21 protein-coding genes and 1 pseudogene are annotated in these 20104 nt (G+C 65.2%); 14 read left to right on the top strand and 8 right to left on the bottom strand.

The genetic code is table 11. The features are described 5' to 3' along the window. Window positions 1–5: 5 nt before the first annotated feature. Window positions 6–1784, top strand: coding sequence for a DUF262 domain-containing protein (locus tag ET475_RS16420; RefSeq protein WP_129392752.1), 1779 nt, complete (start codon window positions 6–8; stop codon window positions 1782–1784). Between the two features lie 7 nt (window positions 1785–1791). On the opposite strand, the gene ET475_RS18300 is transcribed toward ET475_RS16420, so the two are convergent. From ET475_RS18300 to ET475_RS18200, 3 genes are all read right to left on the bottom strand, one after another. Continuing rightward, a complete protein-coding gene (locus ET475_RS18300) occupies window positions 1792–1917 on the bottom strand; it encodes a hypothetical protein (RefSeq protein WP_277985761.1) in 126 nt (41 codons plus the stop codon). A 220-nt stretch (window positions 1918–2137) separates the two neighbouring features. Further along, window positions 2138–2275: a DNA cytosine methyltransferase gene (locus ET475_RS18205; RefSeq protein WP_242497679.1), complete on the bottom strand. Its 138-nt coding sequence runs from the start codon at window positions 2273–2275 to the stop codon at window positions 2138–2140. A gap of 57 nt (window positions 2276–2332) precedes the next feature. Further along, the gene (locus ET475_RS18200; protein WP_227007193.1) at window positions 2333–2494 is read right to left on the bottom strand and encodes a hypothetical protein; all 162 of its coding nucleotides are present in this window, start codon (window positions 2492–2494) and stop codon (window positions 2333–2335) included. A gap of 245 nt (window positions 2495–2739) precedes the next feature. On the opposite strand from ET475_RS18200, the gene mobF reads away from it, so the two are divergent. Continuing rightward, complete coding sequence (mobF, locus tag ET475_RS16405; RefSeq protein WP_242497870.1) at window positions 2740–6351, top strand: MobF family relaxase; 3612 nt, start codon at window positions 2740–2742, stop codon at window positions 6349–6351. A gap of 145 nt (window positions 6352–6496) precedes the next feature. Then, window positions 6497–9085 (top strand): AAA family ATPase, encoded by a 2589-nt coding sequence (locus ET475_RS16400; RefSeq protein WP_129392749.1) that lies wholly within the window; start codon window positions 6497–6499, stop codon window positions 9083–9085. 31 nt (window positions 9086–9116) lie between these two features. Here ET475_RS16400 and dprA read toward each other — a convergent pair whose 3' ends face one another. Further along, on the bottom strand, window positions 9117–10118 hold the full coding sequence (dprA, locus tag ET475_RS16395) for a DNA-processing protein DprA (protein ID WP_242497678.1): 1002 nt from the start codon (window positions 10116–10118) through the stop codon (window positions 9117–9119). Between the two features lie 196 nt (window positions 10119–10314). Between dprA and ET475_RS16390 the strand changes: the two genes are divergently transcribed. Then, complete coding sequence (locus ET475_RS16390; protein ID WP_129392746.1) at window positions 10315–10686, top strand: sulfate permease; 372 nt, start codon at window positions 10315–10317, stop codon at window positions 10684–10686. Between the two features lie 2 nt (window positions 10687–10688). Here ET475_RS16390 and ET475_RS16385 read toward each other — a convergent pair whose 3' ends face one another. Continuing rightward, window positions 10689–11315, bottom strand: coding sequence for a hypothetical protein (locus tag ET475_RS16385; RefSeq protein WP_242497677.1), 627 nt, complete (start codon window positions 11313–11315; stop codon window positions 10689–10691). Window positions 11316–11391: 76 nt separating this feature from the next. Here ET475_RS16385 and ET475_RS18340 point away from each other — a divergent pair, with 76 nt between their 5' ends. The 4 genes and pseudogenes from ET475_RS18340 to ET475_RS16370 all read left to right on the top strand — a co-directional run bounded on the left by ET475_RS18340 (window position 11392) and on the right by ET475_RS16370 (window position 12963). Continuing rightward, window positions 11392–11571: a putative immunity protein gene (locus ET475_RS18340; RefSeq protein WP_340638589.1), complete on the top strand. Its 180-nt coding sequence runs from the start codon at window positions 11392–11394 to the stop codon at window positions 11569–11571. Further along, window positions 11516–11794 (top strand): putative immunity protein, encoded by a 279-nt coding sequence (locus ET475_RS18335; RefSeq protein WP_340638588.1) that lies wholly within the window; start codon window positions 11516–11518, stop codon window positions 11792–11794. Before ET475_RS18340 ends, ET475_RS18335 begins: the two co-directional genes overlap by 56 nt. Next, window positions 11685–12084 (top strand): annotated as a pseudogene (locus ET475_RS18195) (Rossmann-fold NAD(P)-binding domain-containing protein). Before ET475_RS18335 ends, ET475_RS18195 begins: the two are co-directional and overlap by 110 nt. Before the next feature lie 192 nt (window positions 12085–12276). After that, a complete protein-coding gene (locus tag ET475_RS16370) occupies window positions 12277–12963 on the top strand; it encodes a DUF6766 family protein (protein ID WP_165310969.1) in 687 nt (228 codons plus the stop codon). A 36-nt stretch (window positions 12964–12999) separates the two neighbouring features. On the opposite strand, the gene ET475_RS16365 is transcribed toward ET475_RS16370, so the two are convergent. Beyond that, the gene (locus tag ET475_RS16365; protein WP_129392743.1) at window positions 13000–13317 is read right to left on the bottom strand and encodes a DUF7882 family protein; all 318 of its coding nucleotides are present in this window, start codon (window positions 13315–13317) and stop codon (window positions 13000–13002) included. 189 nt (window positions 13318–13506) lie between these two features. Between ET475_RS16365 and ET475_RS16360 the strand changes: the two genes are divergently transcribed. After that, window positions 13507–13965, top strand: coding sequence for an FHA domain-containing protein (locus ET475_RS16360; RefSeq protein WP_129392740.1), 459 nt, complete (start codon window positions 13507–13509; stop codon window positions 13963–13965). 53 nt (window positions 13966–14018) lie between these two features. After that, window positions 14019–14372: a DUF7882 family protein gene (locus ET475_RS16355; protein ID WP_129392737.1), complete on the top strand. Its 354-nt coding sequence runs from the start codon at window positions 14019–14021 to the stop codon at window positions 14370–14372. Window positions 14373–14377: 5 nt separating this feature from the next. On the opposite strand, the gene ET475_RS16350 is transcribed toward ET475_RS16355, so the two are convergent. Further along, a complete protein-coding gene (locus ET475_RS16350) occupies window positions 14378–14863 on the bottom strand; it encodes a YciE/YciF ferroxidase family protein (RefSeq protein WP_129392734.1) in 486 nt (161 codons plus the stop codon). 102 nt (window positions 14864–14965) lie between these two features. Continuing rightward, a complete protein-coding gene (locus ET475_RS16345; protein WP_129392731.1) occupies window positions 14966–15610 on the bottom strand; it encodes a TetR/AcrR family transcriptional regulator in 645 nt (214 codons plus the stop codon). A gap of 127 nt (window positions 15611–15737) precedes the next feature. Between ET475_RS16345 and ET475_RS16340 the strand changes: the two genes are divergently transcribed. From ET475_RS16340 to ET475_RS16325, 4 genes are read left to right on the top strand one after another with little or no spacing between them, the layout of a single operon-like run. Next, a complete protein-coding gene (locus ET475_RS16340; RefSeq protein ID WP_129392728.1) occupies window positions 15738–17396 on the top strand; it encodes an ABC transporter substrate-binding protein in 1659 nt (552 codons plus the stop codon). Window positions 17397–17423: 27 nt separating this feature from the next. Continuing rightward, window positions 17424–18326, top strand: a complete 903-nt coding sequence (locus ET475_RS16335) for an ABC transporter ATP-binding protein (RefSeq protein WP_422879922.1) — start codon at window positions 17424–17426, stop codon at window positions 18324–18326. Then, entirely contained in the window at window positions 18323–19123 is an 801-nt protein-coding gene (locus ET475_RS16330) for an ABC transporter ATP-binding protein (RefSeq protein ID WP_129392725.1), read from the top strand. The genes ET475_RS16335 and ET475_RS16330 overlap by 4 nt, the downstream gene beginning before the upstream one ends. After that, entirely contained in the window at window positions 19120–20103 is a 984-nt protein-coding gene (locus ET475_RS16325) for an ABC transporter permease (RefSeq protein ID WP_129392722.1), read from the top strand. Before ET475_RS16330 ends, ET475_RS16325 begins: the two co-directional genes overlap by 4 nt. The last annotated feature ends 1 nt before the right edge of the window (window position 20104 follow it).

Here is a 20104-nt window from a genome sequence, read left to right as displayed (position 1 = left end):
ACCGTATGTCGTTCCAGACCCCGCGCAGCATCGAGGAGATGCTGACCGCTATCCACAAGCGCGAGTACCTGATGCCGGCGATCCAGCGCGAGTTCGTCTGGGGCGCCGACCAGATCACCAAGCTCGTCGACAGCCTCATGCGTGGGTACCCCGTCGGGTCCTTCCTGCTCTGGGACGTCAAGCCCGAGACGGCGCAGTCGTACACGTTCTATGAGTTTCTGACGAACTACCACGAGCGCGATAACCCCTACGCGGGCAAGGCGACTGTTCCCTCGGGGAGCGGCACGACGGCGGTGCTCGATGGGCAGCAGCGGCTCACCTCGCTGAACATCGCGCTGTACGGCAGCTTCGCGGAGAAGAAGAAGTACGCGTGGTGGAACAGCGCGGATGCGTTCCCCGTCATGCGCCTCTATCTCAACCTCGTCGACGACCCCGACGACGAGGAACTCGGCACCAAGTATGACCTGCGGTTCCTCACCGACCGGGAGGCGGCCCCGGCGGACGGCGAGGCCGACAAGTGGTTCCGGGTCGGCGCGGTCCTCGATCTTGCCAACGCCGGCCCTGCGATCATGCGGGAGCTGGAGCAACGGGGCATCGCCGGATCGGCTGACGCATTCCAGCGGCTCTACGACCTGTACGAGGCGGTGCGGGTTCTCAAGCCGATGAACTACTTCCTGGTCACCGATCAGGATGCCGACAAGGTGCTCGAAATCTTCGTCCGCGTCAACAGCGGCGGCACCACGCTCTCCTATTCCGACCTTCTGCTGTCGATGGCAACGAACCAGTGGCAGGAGCTGGACGCTCGTGAGGAGGTCCGCTCGCTGGTCTCCGAGATCAACAGCAACGCCGGCCGCCAGTTCTCGTTCTCCAAGGATGTGGTGCTGAAGACCGCGCTGACGATCGCGGACGTGGATGTGCGGTTCAAGGTCACCAACTTCACCCAGGGGAACATGGCCAGGGTGGAGGCCGCGTGGCCGCAGATCAAGGGAGCCTTGCTGCGTGCCGCTACGTTGCTTCAGCAGTTCGGGTACAACGAGCGCAACCTCACCGCGAACAGCGTGATCGTCCCGGTCGCGCACTACCTGCACCTCCGAGGTGCAGGCGACTCCTACCTCGACTCCACTGCGGACGCGGCCGACAGGCTCGCCCTGCAACGGTGGGTGACGCGCTCGCTGGTCAAGCGTGGCATCTGGGGGTCGGGGCTCGACACGCTCCTCACCCGCATCCGCGATGTCCTCCGCACCAACTCGCCCAATGGCTTCCCGGTCGCTGCGGTCGAGGAGGCGATGGCGGCCGTCGGCAAGAGCCTCGCGTTCGACAACGCCGAGATCGACGAGCTGCTCAACCTCAAGTACGCCGGTCAGCGGACGTTCTCAGTGCTGTCCGTGCTGTACCCGGGGCTGGACCTGAGCAAGAAGTTCCACGAAGACCACATCTTCCCCAAGTCCCGGTTCACCAGGAAGAAGCTCCTCGACGCAGGGATTCCGCTCGACAAGATTGACGACTACCTGGCGGCCGTGAACCTCCTGCCGAACCTCCAGCTGCTCGCCGGGACCGCCAACATCGAGAAGCAGGACAGCCTGCCTGCGGAGTGGATCGACACCGCCTTCCCGAGCGAGGACAAGCGAGCCACCTACCTCGCCGAGAACGACCTCGACGGTCTTCCGCTCGACCTGGCCGACTTCACGTCGTTCTTCGAGGAGCGCAAGCAGCGAATCCGGACCCGCCTACTTGCCGCTCTGGGAACAACACCGGGCGCACCGGAGGACGCGGCTCTCGCGTAGCCGACGTTCACGCGGCGAGCAGCGACAGTGCGGACACCGCCTGGAGAGGTAGCACTCCGTTGCCAAGCGCGGTGATCTGCTGGTTCTGCGTCAGCTCATGGGCATCGGTGACCCATCCAGCGGGCAAGCCCATCAGCCACTCCACGAACGCCGGTGCTGGGCGAGGGCCGTCGGCTTCGTTCAGGAGGGCTGGCGCTGGCGCGGGGCGTCTGGTGACGTGTTCCCAACGGGTGATGGCGTCGGCGTAGCGTCCCCAGCGCTGAACAGCCCGTCGATCAGGGACCACAGCGTTGACGGCGCTCAGCGAAATTCCTCAGAGTTGAAGTTGAAGTGGGGAATTTCAGTGAGCGCCGTCACCACTCGGGCTGGAGCGCGTCGATGGCTGCGGCCACGTGCGCCAAGAGCCCCGAGCGGGTACCCGGAGCGAGGCCGGCGCGCTTGCCTACCGTCGAAACGTCTTGGCACGGGAACCCGCCGATGAGGATGTCCACGGGCTCGACTTGACTCCAGTCGATGGTCGAGATGTCGCCGAGGTTCGGTGCATCTGGCTAGTGGTGGGAGAAGACGCGGGCGATGGGCGCGTTGAGTCCGGAGAACCACACGGTGTTGGCGGTGAAGACGTGCTCGACGGCGAGGTCGAGGCCGCCGTGGCCGCTGAGCAGCGACCCGATCCTGAGTCGCGATTCGCCGCTGACGGTGAGGTCGCACATGAAGTCTGCTCCGGTAACGGTCGCCCCCGGCATCCGTGCCTCACCGAGAACTGATGCCGAGCTGGCCACCTGTCAGGTGCACGACACCCACACGCGCCTACCGCCCGACTCCTCCACCTCCGGCCTTCGTTCCATCCGCCCTCGGAGGTCACACGCCTCTTGCAGGTCGAGGTAGAGCCAGGCGTCACCGCAGCAGAAGTCGCCAGGTGAGGGTGCTCACCTGCCTGACAGGAACGGAGACGAGAATGACGGTTTCGATGCGCGTGATGTCGGCAGGTGACGGCTACAAGTACCTGCTCAGGACCGTCGCGGCGGCCGACGGCAACCGGCCGCTTTCAACGCCGCTGACCCGCTACTACATGGAGGAAGGCACCCCGCCTGGTCGCTGGCTCGGCGCTGGCGTAGCGGCCCTTGGCAAGGGCGAGATTCAGGTGGGCGACCGAGTGTCAGAAGACCAGCTCCAGCTCCTGATGGGCACGGGATGTGATCCGATCACAGGTGACAAGCTCGGCCTGGGCTTCCCGGCGTACAAGAGCCAGGACGAGCGGATCGAGGCGCGGATCGCCGCTCTTGGCCAGACGCTGACGCCTGGGGCCAAGGGCGAGGCTGTCGCGCAGATCGTTGCCGAGGAGACTGCCCGCAGCACACGGCGTGCTGTGGCGGGCTTCGACTTCACCTTCTCCATCCCGAAGTCCACGAGCGTGCTGTGGGCAGTCGCGGACGCCGGGGTCCAAGCGCTCATCGGGGAGGCGCATCATCGAGCGGTTGCGGAGGTGGTTGCGTTCATGGAGCGCGAGGTTGCAGCCACCCGCACGGGCGCAACCGCCGGAGATGGCGCGGTTGCACAGGTCGACGTCACGGGGCTGATCGCGACCGCGTTCGATCACTTCGACTCCCGCGCCGGCGACCCCCACCTCCACACGCACGTGGTCATCAGCAACAAGGTCAAGACCGACTTCGATGGGAAGTGGCGTTCGCTCGACGGCAGGCCGATGCACGCCGCCGTGGTGGCGCTCTCCGAGCTACATGAAGCCGTGTTCGCCGACCATATGACGCGCACCTTCGGCGTCTCGTGGGAGGCCCGAGAGATGGGCCGCGACCACAACCCGGCATGGGCGATCACGGGAGTGCCCGAGGAACTGATCGCAGAGTTCTCGACCCGCGCCCGTCACATCGACGCCGAGACCGATCGCCTCATCGCTGAGTATGTTGCAGCGCACGGACGACGACCGGCACCAGCAGCCATCATGAAACTCCGAGCCCGAGCCACACTCGCGACCCGCCCCGAGAAGCAGGTCCGATCCTTGGCTGACCTCACCGCCGAATGGCGGGAGCGCGCCACGAAAGCGTTGGGGCGGGATGCGACGACATGGGCGCGCGAGGTGACCGACAACGACAAGCCGCTCCTGCTGCGTGCCGACGACGTGCCGCTCGATGTCATCGGTGAGATTGGGCGTTCAGTGGTCGAGGTGGTCGGTGAGAAGCGCTCGACCTGGCGACGCTGGAATCTCATGGCCGAGGCATCCCGGCAGACGATGGGCTGGCGGTTCGCCACCATTCAGGACCGGGAAGCCATCGTCGCGATGGTCGCCGACGCCGCCGAGCTCGTCTCGCTCCGCCTCACGCCACCTGAACTCGCCACCTCGCCCGTTGTGTTCCGTCGCCCCGACGGCACCTCAGTGTTCCGGCCGAAGAGCTCGACCGTGTTCACCTCCGAGTCCCAGCTCGCGGCCGAGGACAGACTCCTCGAACGCGCCGCCAACCTCAGCGCGCCGACTGTGCCGCTCACGACGGTCGAGAAGATCACGCGCAACCCCGACGCGGATGGCCGGATGCTCGGCGACGACCAAGCCGACGCCCTGACCCGCATCGCGGTGTCAGGACGCCTCCTCGATGTTCTCGTCGGCCCCGCCGGGGCGGGCAAGACCACCGCCATGAACGCACTCCGCCGCGCATGGGAAGCCGAACACGGGCCCGGCTCAGTCGTCGGCTTCGCCCCGTCAGCGGTCGCCGCACAGGTCCTCGCCGACGACCTCGGAATCGCGACCGAGAACACGGCGAAGTGGTGGCAGAACCACCTCATCCACGGCACCACCTTCGAAGCGGGCCAGCTCGTCATCATCGACGAAGCCTCCCTCGCCGGCACCCTGTCCCTGGACCGCATCACCCACCTCGCCCAGGACGCGGGCGCGAAGCTGCTGCTGGTCGGCGACTACGCCCAACTGCAATCCGTGGACGCCGGCGGAGCATTCGCGATGATCGCCAGAGACCGAGCCGACACCCCCGAACTCGCCGATGTTCACCGCTTCACCCACACCTGGGAGAAGACCGCCTCACTCGAGCTACGCCACGGACGCACCCGGGCCATCGAGACCTACCTCGCCCACCAGCGCATCACCGACGGCGACGCCGAGGCCATGACCGACACGGCCTACAACGCCTGGCGCGCCGACCGCGACGCCGGACTCACCTCGGTGCTGATCGCCGAAACCCACGAAGACGTGACCGTGCTGAACCGTCGCGCCCGCGCCGACCTGATCCTCAACAAGACATTGATCCCCGACCGCGAAGTCGAACTGCGCGACGGCACCGCCGCAGGCGTCGGCGACACCATCATCACCCGACGCAACAACCGGAACCTCCGCACCATGGCAGGGCGGGACTGGGTACGCAACGGCGACATATGGACCATCACCGCCGTCGGCGACGACGGGACAATCACCATCGCACGCGACTACGGCACCAGCACCACCATTCGCGACGACGGAACCATCAGGGCTCGCAGGCGAGGGCGCAGGTTCGGCGGCAGCATCGTCCTCCCAGCCTCGTACGTGGCCGAGCATGTCGATCTCGGCTACGCGGTCACCGCCTACCGCGCGCAAGGCATCACGACCGACACTGCGCACGTCCTGGTCGAACCGACTTCGACCCGAGAGACCTTCTACGTCGCGATGAGCCGAGGACGGCACGCGAACCATGCCTACGTGACGCTCGACCGCGCCGACGACCATGCCCAGCCGCACCCTGGTGACGACCCACACGCCACCGCGCGAAGCGTGCTCTACGGCGTTCTGCAGCACAGCGGCGCCGAACTCTCCGCGCACGAGACCATCGTGGCTGAGCAGGACCAGTGGGGCTCTATCGCTCAGCTCACCGCCGAGTATGAGACGATCGCCGCCGCCGCTCAGCACGACCGCTGGGCCACCCTCGTCCGTGGCTCCGGGCTCACCGACGAGCAGGCCGAGAGCGCCATAGAGTCCGAGGCGTTCGGCCCGCTCACGGCTGAACTCCGCCGGGCTGAAGCGAACCATCACGATGTCGATGCGTTGCTGCCGCGCCTCGTCACTGCGCGTGGATTCGGCGACGCGGACGACATCGCCGCCGTCCTCCACTACCGAGTCGAGCGGGCGACCGCCCGCCCGGCTGGCTCGGGCCGGACTCGCAAGCCACCGCGGCTCATCGCCGGCCTCATCCCACAGGCGCACGGGGCCATCGGCGCCGAAATGCGAGCAGCCCTCGACGAGCGAGAAGCACTGATCGAGGCACGCGCCGACGCCGTTCTCGAAGCCGCGCTCACGGAGAGCACGCCGTGGACGAACGCTCTTGGAGCAGCGCCCACCGACCGGCGACGAGCCGCGACCTGGCGCAAGGCTGCCCGCGTGGTCGCTGCCTACCGAGACCGCTACCGCGTCACCGACGACGCACCCCTCGGCGCCCCACCCGAGTCTGCGGCCCAGAGGATCGACGCTGCGCGGGCGCGTACAGCCCTGGACAGAACGATGAACCTCGCTCGCGTCGAACAAGATCAAGAACACTCCCGACACTCTCGGACCCAGCGAACCGGGCCGTCGCTGTGAGCCAGAACGAGCTTCGGAGCGCCGCGGCCGCTGTGTCGTCCGGCCCGACCCCCGACTCCTCAGGCATGATGGACAGCACCATGACAGTTCGAGCTGGATCGGCGACACGTATCTCCTGACACCGTTCGCCAGGACGGAGGCAGACGTGGCCGCTGAAGAGGTCTCGGTCAACTTGGGAGACGCGACGCCCCGACGCTTGCTCGTGGGTTGGGCGAACGGGCAGGACGCATGGGTGCGTCAGATCACTGCCGAAACGATCCTCTCTCGCCAGGCGCCGAGCGATGCCCTGCTGGACGCCGCCTACACCACCTTCCTTGCGGAGAAGGGGCTTGGCGATGGTGAGGCCCCGGAAGTTCCGAAGCTTGAACTCGTCGCCACGGATGCGGCGGAAGAGGAGACTCTTGAACTCGTCAGTCTGGCGAGCATCGAAGGCGTCAATGCGCTCGCCGCTGACCAAGAACTTGGCTTCGACCCGGAACTGACCGTGCTCTTTGGGCAGAACGGATCGGGGAAGACCGGGTATGCACGAATACTGAAGCGCATCTCGGCTGTTCGGACCGCTGAAGACATCCTGCCGAACGCGCACACCGCCTATCTCGACAGCCCGCCGTCGCCCAGCGCCACCATCCAGTACCGACTGTCTGGCATGGACTCCTCGGTGATGTGGAAGGACGAATCCGGCCTTGCGCCATTCACCCGCCTCAGCGTCTTCGACGCGAGCGCAGTCTCGTTGCACGTTGACAGCGATCTGGGTTACGTCTACACACCGGCCGAACTCGCACTGTTTGGTCACGTCGCTGCCGGGCTGCAAGGCATTCAGCAGCGGATCGCAACCGAGGTCAAGGCCTTGGCGCCGGGGAGCAACCCGCTGTTGTCGAGGTTCACGCGAGGTACGAAGGTGTATCCCGTGATCGAGACCCTGGGTGCCACCACAGACCTCGCGGAGCTTGACGCACTGGCAACGCTGCCTGACGGTGCCGAGGCCGACCGCGAGCGGCTCGAAGGTGAGATCGCGGCGCTCCGTTCCAACTCGCTCGACGCGATTCTCTCCAGCACACAGGAGACGGTACGTCACCTCAATCGGCTGCACGGCGTGCTTACAACGGCGATGAACTTCGATGCGGTCGTCTACGAGAAAGCCCGGGTGAAACTCCAGGAAGCGGAAGGTCGAAGGACAGAAGCGCGAGAGCAACTCTTCAGTCAGGATGAGCTGCCAGGCCCCGCAGATGGGGAATGGCAGGAGTTCATCGTTGCGGGAGACTCGTACCGCCAACACCTTGACCGCGAGCACTATCCAACTGCCGGAGACAAGTGTCTCTACTGCATGCAGGAGCTCAGCCCGACGGCCTTGAACCTGCTGACTCGCTATCGCACGTTCCTCGATGAAACGCTTGTCCGTCAGGTCGCGGACGCGAACACCGAGGTGCGCAACTCCAGCCTCAGGTTCGACGAAGCCGAGCTCACCCGCGCGAACGAGTTCGCCACAGAACAGCGGGATGGTGAAGACCCACCGGTATGGGCGAGCCAAGCATGTGACGTGCTCGCGGCGGCCCGAGCCGCAGCTCAGGACACCGCGAATGGGAAGCCCGTGACCGCAGGCACCCTCCGAGAGAGCGCGGAAGCAGTGGCCTCCAAAGTCGGAGCCGAACTGGCGACTGCACGGGCGGCCGTTCAGCAGATGTCGGAGGACAAAGCAAATGCGGCGAGCGCGCTCACCGGAAAGCAGAAGGAGCTTTCAGAACTCACGGCACGCATTGAATTGAACCGCAACATCGCCGCAGCCCGCGAGTATGTCCGACGTGCGCGAAGAGCGCAACAACTTGACAAGCTCTCACGGGTCATTTCAAGCGGCGCGTCGAAGCAACTCACGGTCCAGTCCAAGCTTGCCAGTGAAGACCTCGTGAACAAGAACTTCGAGACGCTGTTCGCCGAGGAGTGCGCTCGTCTTCGAGCGCCTCAGGTCGCACTTCGATTTCAGGGGCGTAGCGGACAGGCGCAACGCAAGAAGGCGGTCGCCTCCTACAAGCCCTCTGCGGTGCTCTCGGAAGGTGAGCAGAAGGTGTTGGCGCTGGCCGACTTTCTTGCCGAGAGTCGGATGCGAGGGACCAAAGCACCTCTGATCTTCGATGACCCGGTCACAAGTCTCGACTACCGCAGACTTGATGAGGTTGCTGCACGCATCCAGAATCTCGCCGAGACACATCAGGTTGTTGTCTTGACCCACAACATCATGTTCGCGTCAGCGCTGATGGCCGCCAGGCAGAACAAGAAGCTCAGGACGAAAATCTACGAGGTGCGCGACGGTGGAGAGGCCAAGGGAATCCTGGCTCCGGACGTCGAGCCGAGGCTCGATACGCCGGCCGATCTAGCCAAGCGGATCAACGTCAAACTTCAAGAGATGACCAGCGCGGAGCCCGTGGTCCAGGATGCACTCATCAAAGAGACCTACGACCTCATTCGCGCCTGGTGCGAAGCATTCGTTGAGCAGGAACTCCTGCAGAACGTCACACAGCGATATCGCAAGAACATCATGATGACCCGCCTGTCGAAGATCGACAGTTCTCGGCTCGATGCTGCCATCGCAGTCATTGAACCTCTCTTCGATCGTGCTTGCGAACGGATGACCGGACACTCTCACGCCGCCGAGTACATGAGCACCAAGCCGACTGTGAGCGAAGTGCAGGAGGACTGGGAGAAGGCGAAAGCAGCGCGCTCGGCATACATCGCCACTTGAGCGGCAGATCGTAGAAGCGGCTCGCAGGCAGCTACAGGGCGCGGGTGCTCATCGACTTCGTGGCTGTTGACGGCCGCCCTGAATCGCGGGAAGCCGCAGATGCCCGGATCGCGCTTGCGCCGTCACGTCCGCGTGGAGAGAGCAGGTCCGCGGCATCCGTCACCAGTGACGCGCCATCTCGCAGGAGTTGGTGCGGCCCGGCGCTCGCTGCGCTGGTCACCGGACCGGGAACAGCTCCGACGGTGCGGCCGAGTTCGTGCGCACGCCGGGCGACGGTCATCGATCCAGAGCGAACGCCAGCCTCGACAACGACGGTCGCTGCGGAGAGCGCGGCCATCAGCCGCGTCCGAGCGATGAAGCGATGGCGCGTCGGCACCGCGCCCGGCGGAACCTCACTGACCAGGAGGCCGAGGTCAGCCACCCGCTCAAGCAGTTCACGGTGCCCCATCGGGTAGGGGCGATCAACGCCGTTCGCCACGACCGCGATCGTGTCGCCGCCTGACGCGAGGGCCGCTCGATGAGCAGCACCTTCGATGCCGTACGCACCGCCGGCCACGATGATCCGCTCAGCGCTGGTGAGGTCGGAGGCAAGCTGTCCGGCCACATGCTCGCCGTAGGAGGTCGAGGCCCTCGCGCCGGTGATCGTGACGAGATCGTTGAGCGGTCGCGCGAGAAACGATGTCGTGCCACGAGTCCAGAGGACGTACGGCCGCCGGTCGCCAAGATCGTCGAGCGCGGAAGGCCATTCTTTGTCGCCGGGAATCAGCGCGGCGATACCGGCGCGCTCGGCTCCGACGAGGTTCTGTTCAAGTGTCCGAGTGTCTGAGCGCCGGAACTGGGCACGCCACACTTGAGCGTCAACGGTACTGAGCCCCGGCACCGAGTCTTCACCCTCGGCGAGCCGAAACAGCTCAAGCGCGCCGAGCTCGCCCAGGAGGCGACCGGTCACGGCATCGTCCGGTTCGACGAGTATCGACAGCGCCATCCGCGCCGTGCGTTCGTCCTGGACTACCTGGCTCAGGGTCGTCGTCACGTCGGGTCCTCTCACTCGTATAGAGAGGTGCGCGCGGCGACGCCGGGAGCCCGAGGGTTCCATGAACGCCGACCCCGGCGTACAGTGGATGGCGAGGCAGGTTCTCCTCATATTGCGGGTCCTCCGGGACGGCCTTCGGGCACTCATACACGTTCTGCCTCCTCGACGGAGTAACACGTGTGACGAGAGGCCCGTCATGTTCCGCCTTATCTGGACGCTCAGCGTTCGCACCCGCGACTACCTGCACCGCTACATGCCGAGCAACCGACTGCTCGCTGCCATCCGCACCCGGCGCGGACTCAAGTGGGGGATACCAGCGATGCTGGTCGCGCTTCCGTACATCCTGATCGCCAGCATCTGCTCTGGCTCGGCAGCCGACGGCGGCCCAGGCTGGCTCCACCTCATCGTGCTGTGGGCATGCTGGAACGCGCTCAAGTTCATCATCATGGGACCCGTGAGCGTCGCTCTGCTCATCCGTGCGCGCCTGCGCGAGGCCGCGGTCCGTCGTCACCAGCGCCACGACTCGCGCGGCGAGGCGAGCCTGCGTGAGCCAGCCCTCCGTGTCTAGGCTCAACCGCTCACGGCAGTGGATGCCGTGATGCGAGAACCACAGCGCCCGCCAGGCCGAATCACGACGCCGTGCGAAGCGAGCGCTCGCCGGACAGCCTGAGGCCCCGCCCCAACCTTCACGCCGACCTCTACCAGCGTCAACCCGCTGAGGTAGAGGTCGGCTGCTTCGTGGATGCGGGAGGGATCGAACCGTCCACGGCGGATCGTCACCTCCCGCCGGGTGAGGTGGGTGGCGACTGTGCGGCGGTTCACGCCGAACACGGATGCCAGTTCCACGAGCGTTGCGCCCTCGCGGTACTGCGCCACCAGATCGTCGACCTGCTCCGGGCGAAGGAGGGTTTGAGTCATCCCAAGTGATCGCACCACTCGCCCCCTGGAATCGGTAACGGTAGGCTCAGAGGAGCGCTGGTCGTGGTTGTAGAAGCCCCGTGACCTGCGCAAAGACAAGGTCTTGAGGTGTGGGCAGGGGTTCTCAAACTCTCTACGGAGGTCCACCATTTCAGACGTAGTCGAACCCCTGACATGGGTTTTCAGGCTTGCCGTGACGGCGAAGGGCTCCGCTAAGCGGAGGGTTGCTTCCTGGTCTTCGTTGATGTCGATGCCGGTGGTGAAGGTCTGGTTGGCCACGCGCTTACCCTGGGCGTCGGTGCTCTGCCACGCGTCTTGCACACGAGGTGTGAGCACGTGCGGAGAGAATTGATGCATGGCCTCTCCGCAGACACTTGACGACGCCGACCGGCGCCTTGTGGCGCTGTGGGCGGCCGACTGCGCCGAGCGGGTGCTGCCGATGTTCGAGGGTGAGGCTCCCGGTGACGATCGCGCGAGGGATGGCATCGAACGCACCCGCGCCTACGGCCGTGGTGAACTCAACGCCCGCCGGTGAGATCAAGCGGAGATTCGAAGCCGGACGCGCTGCCAGATCGGTGACGTCACCTGCAGCGGTAGCAGCCGCTCGCGCTGCTGGCCAAGCTTCGGGCGTGGCCCATATGGGAGCCCATGCTCTCGGTGCTGCCGCGTACGCGGCGAAGGCCGCTTCACTCGCAGCGGCCGAGCTACCAAGGACACGGCCGGCTCGCCGGGCGCAAGGCGCTGATCACCGGCGGTGACTCGGGCATTGGCCGTGCGGTTGCCATCGCGTATGCGCGGGAGGGCGCGGACCTTCCCACCGGGGGCCTGGACCGCGTGATACGCACGAACCTCTACGGTCTTTTGTTCGCGGCCCGCGCGGCCGTGCCGCACCTGAAGGCGGGCGCGTCGATCATCGTCACCGCGTCGATCCAAGCCTTTCAGCCCTCAGCCCGCCGAGTTGGCCGGCGCCCATGTCTATCTCGCATCCGAGGACGCGTCGTACGTGTCGGGGTCGGTGTTGGCGGTCACCGGCGGCAAGCCGCTCTGACGCCAGCGGACGGTTCCTGATATCGCCGACCTTGTCAACCCGGTCGCCGCGCGGGGGCAGCGGTGGCTACGGTGCGGGAATGGACGATGACAAGGCCGCGGGGCGCGGCGGGCGGCTTTTCGTGTTCTGGGCGTGGATGACGATCATCTTCGGTGGCCTCGCCGTGATGGTCATCATTCCCTTGGTGGGGCGGTGAGCACGGTGAGGCGATTCCTGCGCGACAACGGACTCAGCCTGTGCATGCTCGCGATCTTTCTGGCAGCGATCGTCGGGCAGTCGTTCGCCGGCTGGGCGGCCAACAACGAAGAGCTGATCGGACACAGCCGTCCGGCGATCGGATACGGCCAGTTCGTGAGTTCGTCGGCATTTCTCGTGGATGTCGCAGAGAACTGGCAATCGGAGTTTCTGCAGTTCTTCGTCTTCATCTTCGCGACGATCTGGCTCATTCAGCGGGGTTCCCCCGAATCCAAGAAGCCGGGAAATGCCGGCGTCGAGACCGATGAGCAGCAACTGGTGGGGGAGTATGCCCGGCCCGATTCGCCGCGATGGGCGAAAATGCGCGGCCTGCGCGGCTGGCTGTACGCCAACTCGCTGCTGATCACGATGGGGGCGATCTTTCTGTTGTCGTGGTTCGCCCAGTCGTTGGGCGGCATGGTCCAGATGAACGAGGAGAACGCCGAGCACGCTGCCGCAGCCGTCGACTGGGTCGGCTACGTGAGCTCGCCGGACTTCTGGAACCGGACGCTGCAGAACTGGCAGTCCGAGTTCCTCGCGGTGGGGGCGATGGTGGCCTTCACCATCTATCTGCGCCAGCGCGGCTCGAGCGAGTCAAAGCCGGTGGGCGTGCCGCACGCGACAAGTTCGGAAGAGGCCGAGTGAGCCCCCGCTGATGCCGCGTACGGTCCGCGGCGTCGGTCATGCGTTGGTGCCGTTAGCGGGCCCGGGCTGGGGGACCAGGCGCAGGCCAGACGGACTGTTGGCCACGCTGGCCAGCGCTTCGAGCCAATCCGGATCGAGCTGTGGCGACCGGCTGCCGTGGTATTTGAAGACGAGTGCAGAGGCAGCGTTGACCCACACTGTCGTGCGGCCGTCGCCGATGCTGGTGTCTTCACGCCAGCTGAAGGCAAACGACTCCGCTCGGCGCAGCTTGTCGAGGATCACCACCTGCAGATGTGCGAGCGCACGGTCTTCGATCTCTACGCTCACTGACTCTTGATAGATGAACTTGCCCATGAACCCTCCTGGATATGCCGGAAGAGGAACCTGCCGAATTGGATCGACGACGGCGCCACGCCTCACCATATCTGGCGGGGAGTCATCTGGCGCGCCATGTCAATCCCCTGGCGGCGCGCCTTGTCGGGGCGGTGTACTGAAAGAGACGAATCCCGTCAGCGCACGCTGCCATCAGTTCAGGGGGAACACATGTCACATCCGACGACCACCCACGCCGAGTGGGGTGCCGGCAATCCGCGACTGATCGTCTCGCGAGAAGATCGGCATCACGAAGAGGAGCTGCGGGGTGAACTCATCACCATCGGCTCAGCGGCCGACGCGGATATTCGCCTCGAGGGTGTCGATCCGATCGCGGGCGAAATCCGACACGACGACCGCGATGAGTTCGTCTTCGTGCCGCATGCGGCAGGCGAGACGAATGCGCGGCTGCAACCCATGTCAACAGCAGAAGGGCAGGACGGCGAGGTCTTGCGCACCGGTGCGCGCTTCACGCTGGGCGACTGGACCTTCGTCTTCATGCGAGAGGAGTTCGCTGATCATGGCCGCCCGTATGGCGGACGGGAGGGCGGCGAGGGACAGACGCAGCCCGAGCAGCCCGAACGCCCCGACTATTCGGATGGGCACCCCGCAGAAGACGCGCCCGAATGAGAAGAATCGAGGCCGCCGGCGCTTTCGTGCTGCGCGACGCCTAGGGTTACCTCATGGGCACTATGTACTACGGCGGGCCAAGCATGCCCATCCATATCGACGACCGCGCGCTGGCGCACCTCAAGGTCGTCATCGCCACGAAACTGCGGCGGGGTGAGAGCTTCACGCTGTCTTGGCAGCATCACGAAGACGAGCCGCGCGGCCGCTCGACCATCTGGCTCCATCCGTCGATTCCGCTGCGATTCGTCTTCAATGATCCCGAACCGCCCGAGCTGAGCCGGGAATGGATCCATGATCTGGCGAACTCGGCGAACACCTCGGGCGGCATTCAGCTGGTGGCCGAGCACATCGACGCAGGGCCGACCAGCGTCGAAGGATCGGCCACGGCGGTGTCGGCGACGACGTGACCCGATCACATCGTGCGTGCCAGCTCCTTGGCCTTGGCCGCCAGTTCTTCGCTGGTGTGCTGCTCCTGTTCGAGGTTGGCGGAGAGCAGATGCACCACCTGGGCCGGGTGCAGCCGCCGGGCGCTGGCGACCAGGCTCTGGTAGGCCGAGATCTCGTGGTGCTCTGCGCGTAGCGCTGCGGCGACGGCGATGTCGTCGCGCAGCTTCTCATCCGCCTTGCGCAGAAGCGCGTTGCCCTCCTTGACGAGCTTTTTCGTGGTGGGCGATCGCGCCTCGGTCATCGTCAGGCCGAGGACACGAAAGATCTCGTGCAGGTTGTCGATCTGGTCGCGTGTCTGGCTTGCGTGGTGTCGGAACATCTCCCTCACGTCTTCGGAGAGCGCCGCCTTCTCAAGGTCGGCGAGCATCTGAAGAGAATCGTTCTCCATCGTCAGGGCCGAACCGAGCCGATAGGCAAAGAGCTCTTCGGGCGTCTCGAAGCGCGCGAACATGGGGCATCCTTTCACTTGCCAGGCGGATACCTTCACACGATGCCACGCGTGGGGTGGGTTGGCTGCCCCCTTGACGACACGGCGTCGCGCACTCTTGCGAACTCAGTCGGCGTAGCTGCCCAACTCAGGACCGGGATGCAGCACGCCGTTCACTATCGCGCGGATGGCGAATTCGCTGGCCTCACCGAGTTCGACGGCGCTCTGGTCGAGGAGCCACTGCAGCTGAATACCGTCCATGACGGCGAGGATGCTGGCGGATGCCGCGGCGACGGTCGCGGGCTCTTTCACTCCGGCGCGCGCGCAGAGAACACGGAATGCGTCGGCCACCTCTCGGCGCAAGGTGGCGTATCGCTTCTCGAAGAACTCGCGCGCGGGGTGGTCGTCGGTCACGGACTCGGCGGAGAGCACCGTGTACACCTGGACGATGCCTGGTCGGTGCGCGTTCGCGAACGCTGTGCGCACGAGATGCAGGAACAACGCGGGGCCGTCGGGGATGTGCTTCTCATCGAGGTCTTCGACGTCGCTGGCATCGCGGTAGGAGAGCACCTCGAGCAGCAGATTCTGTTTCGATCCGAAGTGGTGCAGCACGCCGGCGTGGGTCATTCCCACCTGCTCGGCGATGTCGGCGAGCGTGCCGTTGGTGGATCCTTTCGCGCCGAACGTCTCGATCGCGGCCTTGAGGATCTCGGTGCGCTTGCGCTCGGTCTCGGGACGCGAGCGCACCCCACCGCCATGTGACCCGGGCATTCGGCCCCCTTCAGAAGTCGGACTTGACCACCCAACTTACTCTCCAGTAATCTCTCACCTAACTTACTGGCGAGAAAGTAAGTAACACAGCGGGGCAGCGGTTCGCCCCACCGAAAAAGGAGAAGCAATGAGGCTCAGATTCGCTCTCGCGGCGACGGGGATCGTCGCCGCACTCGCCTTGGCCGGCTGTTCCGGCGGGGGCGGGGGAAATGCGTCGCCCGAAGAGGGTGCCGCTCTCACCATCGCCAAGCCAGACGGCGCCATCACGACCGAGTCGAACAACCCGTTCATCAGCAACGCGTCGGCGATGACGCTCGGGTATGCCAACGCGATCTACGAGCCGCTGGCCATGGTCAATCTCGTGGGCAGCGATACCGAGATCACGCCATGGCTGGCCGAGAAGCTCGACTGGAACGACACGTACACGGCGCTCACGGTCACCGCCCGGTCGGGCGTGAAGTGGAGCGACGGCGAGGACTTCACCGCCGACGACATCGCATACACGTTCCAGCTACTCAAAGACAAGCCTCAACTCGACTTGACCGCGCTGGGGATCAAAGACGTCACTGAAGACGGTGACACCGCCACCATCACCTTCGACAACCCGATGTACGTGAAGCAAGACAAGGTCTTGCACAAGTTCATCGTTCCCAAGCACATCTGGGAGAAGGTCGCCGACCCGACCACCGAGACCAACAAAGATCCGGTGGGAACGGGCCCGTACGTGCTGTCGAAGTTCACCACGCAGAGTGTCGAGCTGACCGCCCGTGACGACTACTGGGGCGGAAAGCTCGCCGTGCCCACGCTGTACTACGTCTCGTACAACGACAACACGGCACTGACGACGGCACTGGCCAGCGGCGACGCCGATTGGGCGCAGGCGTTCATTCCGAACGTGCAGTCGGCCTTCATCGACAAGGATCCCGACCACAACGTGTATTGGGCTGCAGCCGGCCTGGGAATCGACGCGATGTTTGTGAACACGCAGACCAAACCCTTCGATGACGTGGCATTCCGCAAAGCAGTGAACATGGTCATGGATCGCGAGAAGCACGCCTCGATCGCGCGTGAAGGCGGCGTGCCGGTGCTCGACTCTGTCACCGCGCTGCCCAGTCCGGCCGGCGACAGCTGGATCTCGCCGGAGTTCCAGGGCAAGAAACTCACGGTCGATGTGGACGGCGCCAAGCAGGTGCTCACCGACGCTGGCTACACCTGGAAGAACGACAAGCTCGTTGACCCAGACGGTGAGGCCGTGACCTTCGAACTGAAGGTGCCGCAGGGGTGGAACGATTATGTGACCGGAATCAGCCTCATCTCCGACTCGGTGAAGGCTCTGGGTGTCGACGCGAGCGTGCAGACGCCCGATGCGGACAGCTGGCTCGACGCCATCGCCAAGGGCGACTTCCAGGCGATCCTGCACTGGACCGACACGGGGATGACCCCCTACGACCTGTACTCGAACATCATGGATGGGCGCTTCCTCAAGCCGAAGGGCGAAGTGGCCAACTACAACTTCGGCCGCTACGACAACAAGGAAGCCACCGCAGCGCTGCAGGCGTTCGCCACGGCGACCGATGACGCAACGCGCAAGGCCGCCCTGGAGAAGGTCCAGAAGATCTTCGTCGATGACGTGCCGGGCATGGCCGTGGGAACGCGACCGTTCATCGGACAGTACAACACGCGCAACTACGTCGGCTGGCCCAGTGCAGATGACCCGTACATCTCGCCGGACCCGACCCAGCCCACCGCGGCGCTGATCCTCACGAAGCTGAAGCCGGCGTCCTGACCCCCCGGTACGTGGAGGGCGGGCGGCATGCCCGCCCTCCACGTCGACCCCGAGAGAAGACCTGTGAACGACTCTGTGATCGATGATCCCGTGCTGACGGTGGCCGGGTACTCCATCGTCTACGACGTGGAACCGCCCGTCGAGGCGGTCCGCGACGTCTCGTTGACCCTGCGCCGCGGTGAGATCCTGGGCCTGGCCGGCGAGTCCGGCAGCGGCAAGACGACCCTCGCCTACGGCATCCAACGACTGCTGCGCCCTCCGGCCGTCATCACTGCCGGCAGCGTCACGTTCCACGACGCCGACGGTGGCAGCGTCGACATCAACGCCCTCGATGCGAGGGCGCTGCAGCAATTTCGGTGGGACAAGGTGTCGATGGTGTTCCAGGGCGCCATGAACGCCTTGAACCCGGTCGCCAACATCCGCAGCCAGCTTGTAGACGTGTTCGCTGTGCACCGGCCCGGAATGAGCAGGCGCGAACGGGTTGCGGCTGCGGGCGAGCTTCTCGATCTCGTCGGAGTGGGCAGCCAGCGCGCGCGTTCGTTCGCCCACGAGCTGTCGGGCGGGATGCGACAGCGCGTCATGATCGCGATGGCGTTGGCGCTGCGCCCCCAGCTGATGGTCATGGACGAGCCGACGACAGCGCTCGATGTTCTCGTGCAGCGGGAGATCCTGCAGAAGATCTCGGAACTGCGCCACCAGTTCGGCTTCTCGGTCATCTTCATCACGCACGACCTGCCCTTGCTGCTGGAGATCTCCGACCGGATAGCGGTCATGAAAGACGGCGCGATCGTCGAACTCGCCGCGGCCGAAGAGATGTATCGCCGGCCGCAGCATCCCTACACGCAACGACTGCTCTCGTCGTTCCCGAGCCTCACCGGGGCACGCGGCACGTATGCGGGCCGCGTCGGCGCAGGAACGGAGACGCGATGACCACCCTGGAGTTCTCACACGTCACCAAGAAGTATCGGGTCCGTGGGTCGGGGGAGCTTCTCGCCCTGAACGATGTCAGCTTCACACTCAACTCGGGGCAGACGATCGCGCTGGTCGGCCAGAGCGGCAGCGGCAAGTCCACGATCGCGAAGATCCTGACCCAGCTTGAGCGACCCACCAACGGCGACATCTTGATCGACGGCGTGCCGATCCCGCGCAGCGGCAAGGGATTGCGCAGGTACCGTCAGCAGCTGCGCATGGTCTTTCAGGACCCGTTCGCATCGCTGAACCCTGCGCGAACCATTCGCTACCACATTCAGCGGCCCCTGCAATTGGATCGCGTCGTTGCGGCAGACGAGGTCGAAGACGAAGTCATGCGGCTTCTCGAACGTGTGCAGCTCGACGCCCCGGCGGTCATCGATCGCCGTCCGCATGAACTGTCGGGCGGGCAGCGACAGCGGGTCGCGATAGCGCGCGCCCTGGCGTCGCGGCCGGCTCTGCTCGTCGCCGACGAACCGGTGTCGATGCTCGACGTCTCGTTGCGACTGGGTGTGCTCACGCTGCTGGCCGACCTGCAGCGCGAGTCGGGGCTGGGCGTGCTCTACATCACGCACGACCTGGCCACCGCGCGCCACTTCAGCGACGAGATCATGGTGCTGCACCACGGCGAGGTCGTTGAGCGCGGCCCTGCCGACGACGTGATCCTCGACCCGCAGCATCCCTACACCCGCGCCCTGCGCGATGCGTCCCCCGACCCGCACGCGCTGTTCGGTACCGCACAGGAGGGCCGGTCATGAGATTCTTCCTACGCCGCGCAGTGTTCTATTTGTTCACGGCATGGGCCGCCATCACCATCAACTTCTTCCTTCCGCGCATGATGAAGGGCGATCCGGTCAGCGCCTACATCGCCTCCAACCAGGGTCGGATAAGTCCCGAGGCCATCGACTCGCTGAAGATCCTGTTCGGACTCGACAACGACATGACGCTGTGGCAGCAGTACATCCAGTACTGGGGTCTGCTGCTGCACGGCGACCTCGGCAGGTCGTTCTCGCGCGGTCTGGCGCCGGTCACCGACGTCATCGGCGCCGCACTGCCGTGGACCGTGGGCTTGGTGGGCCTGGCGACGATCATCTCGTTCGTTCTGGGCACCGCTTTCGGCGCCATCATCGGCTGGCGGCGCGGCAGCAAGGCCGACCTTGTCGTGCCGTTCGCGACGTTCTTCTCCACGGTGCCGTACTTCTGGATGGGCCTGATTGCGATAGCGGTCTTCGCGTCGTCTCTGGGCTGGTTCCCGGCGTCTCACGCGTACGGAAAAGGGGCCGATCCTGCATTCACATTCCAGTTCATCGGCGATGTCATCGTCCATGGGACGCTTCCGGCGCTGACCATTGTCGTCGCGTCGCTGGGAGGCTGGATCTTGGGCATGCGCAACATGATGATCACCGTTCTCGACGAGGACTTCGTCACCGTCGCCCAGGCCAAGGGCCTGCCCCAAGGGCAGGTGTTGTGGCGATATGCGGCCCGCAATGCGATGCTGCCGCAGTTGTCGAGCTTCGCGCTGTCGCTCGGGTTCATCGTGGGCGGCACCATAGTGATGGAACTGGTGTTCTCGTATCCCGGCGTCGGAAAGCTGCTCCTGGATGCCACGACGGCGAAGGACTACCCGCTGATGCAGGGGCTGTTCCTGGTCATCACGCTGACGGTGCTCGTCGCGAACATCCTCGCAGACGTGGCCTACGCGATCCTCGATCCCCGCACTCGCCAGCTGGAGGGCTGAA

It is taken from the genome of Microbacterium protaetiae, assembly GCF_004135285.1.
Lineage (GTDB): Bacteria > Actinomycetota > Actinomycetes > Actinomycetales > Microbacteriaceae > Microbacterium > Microbacterium protaetiae.
Note: the sequence above shows the minus strand (reverse complement) of the source record. Positions and strands in the feature narration are given on the sequence as shown.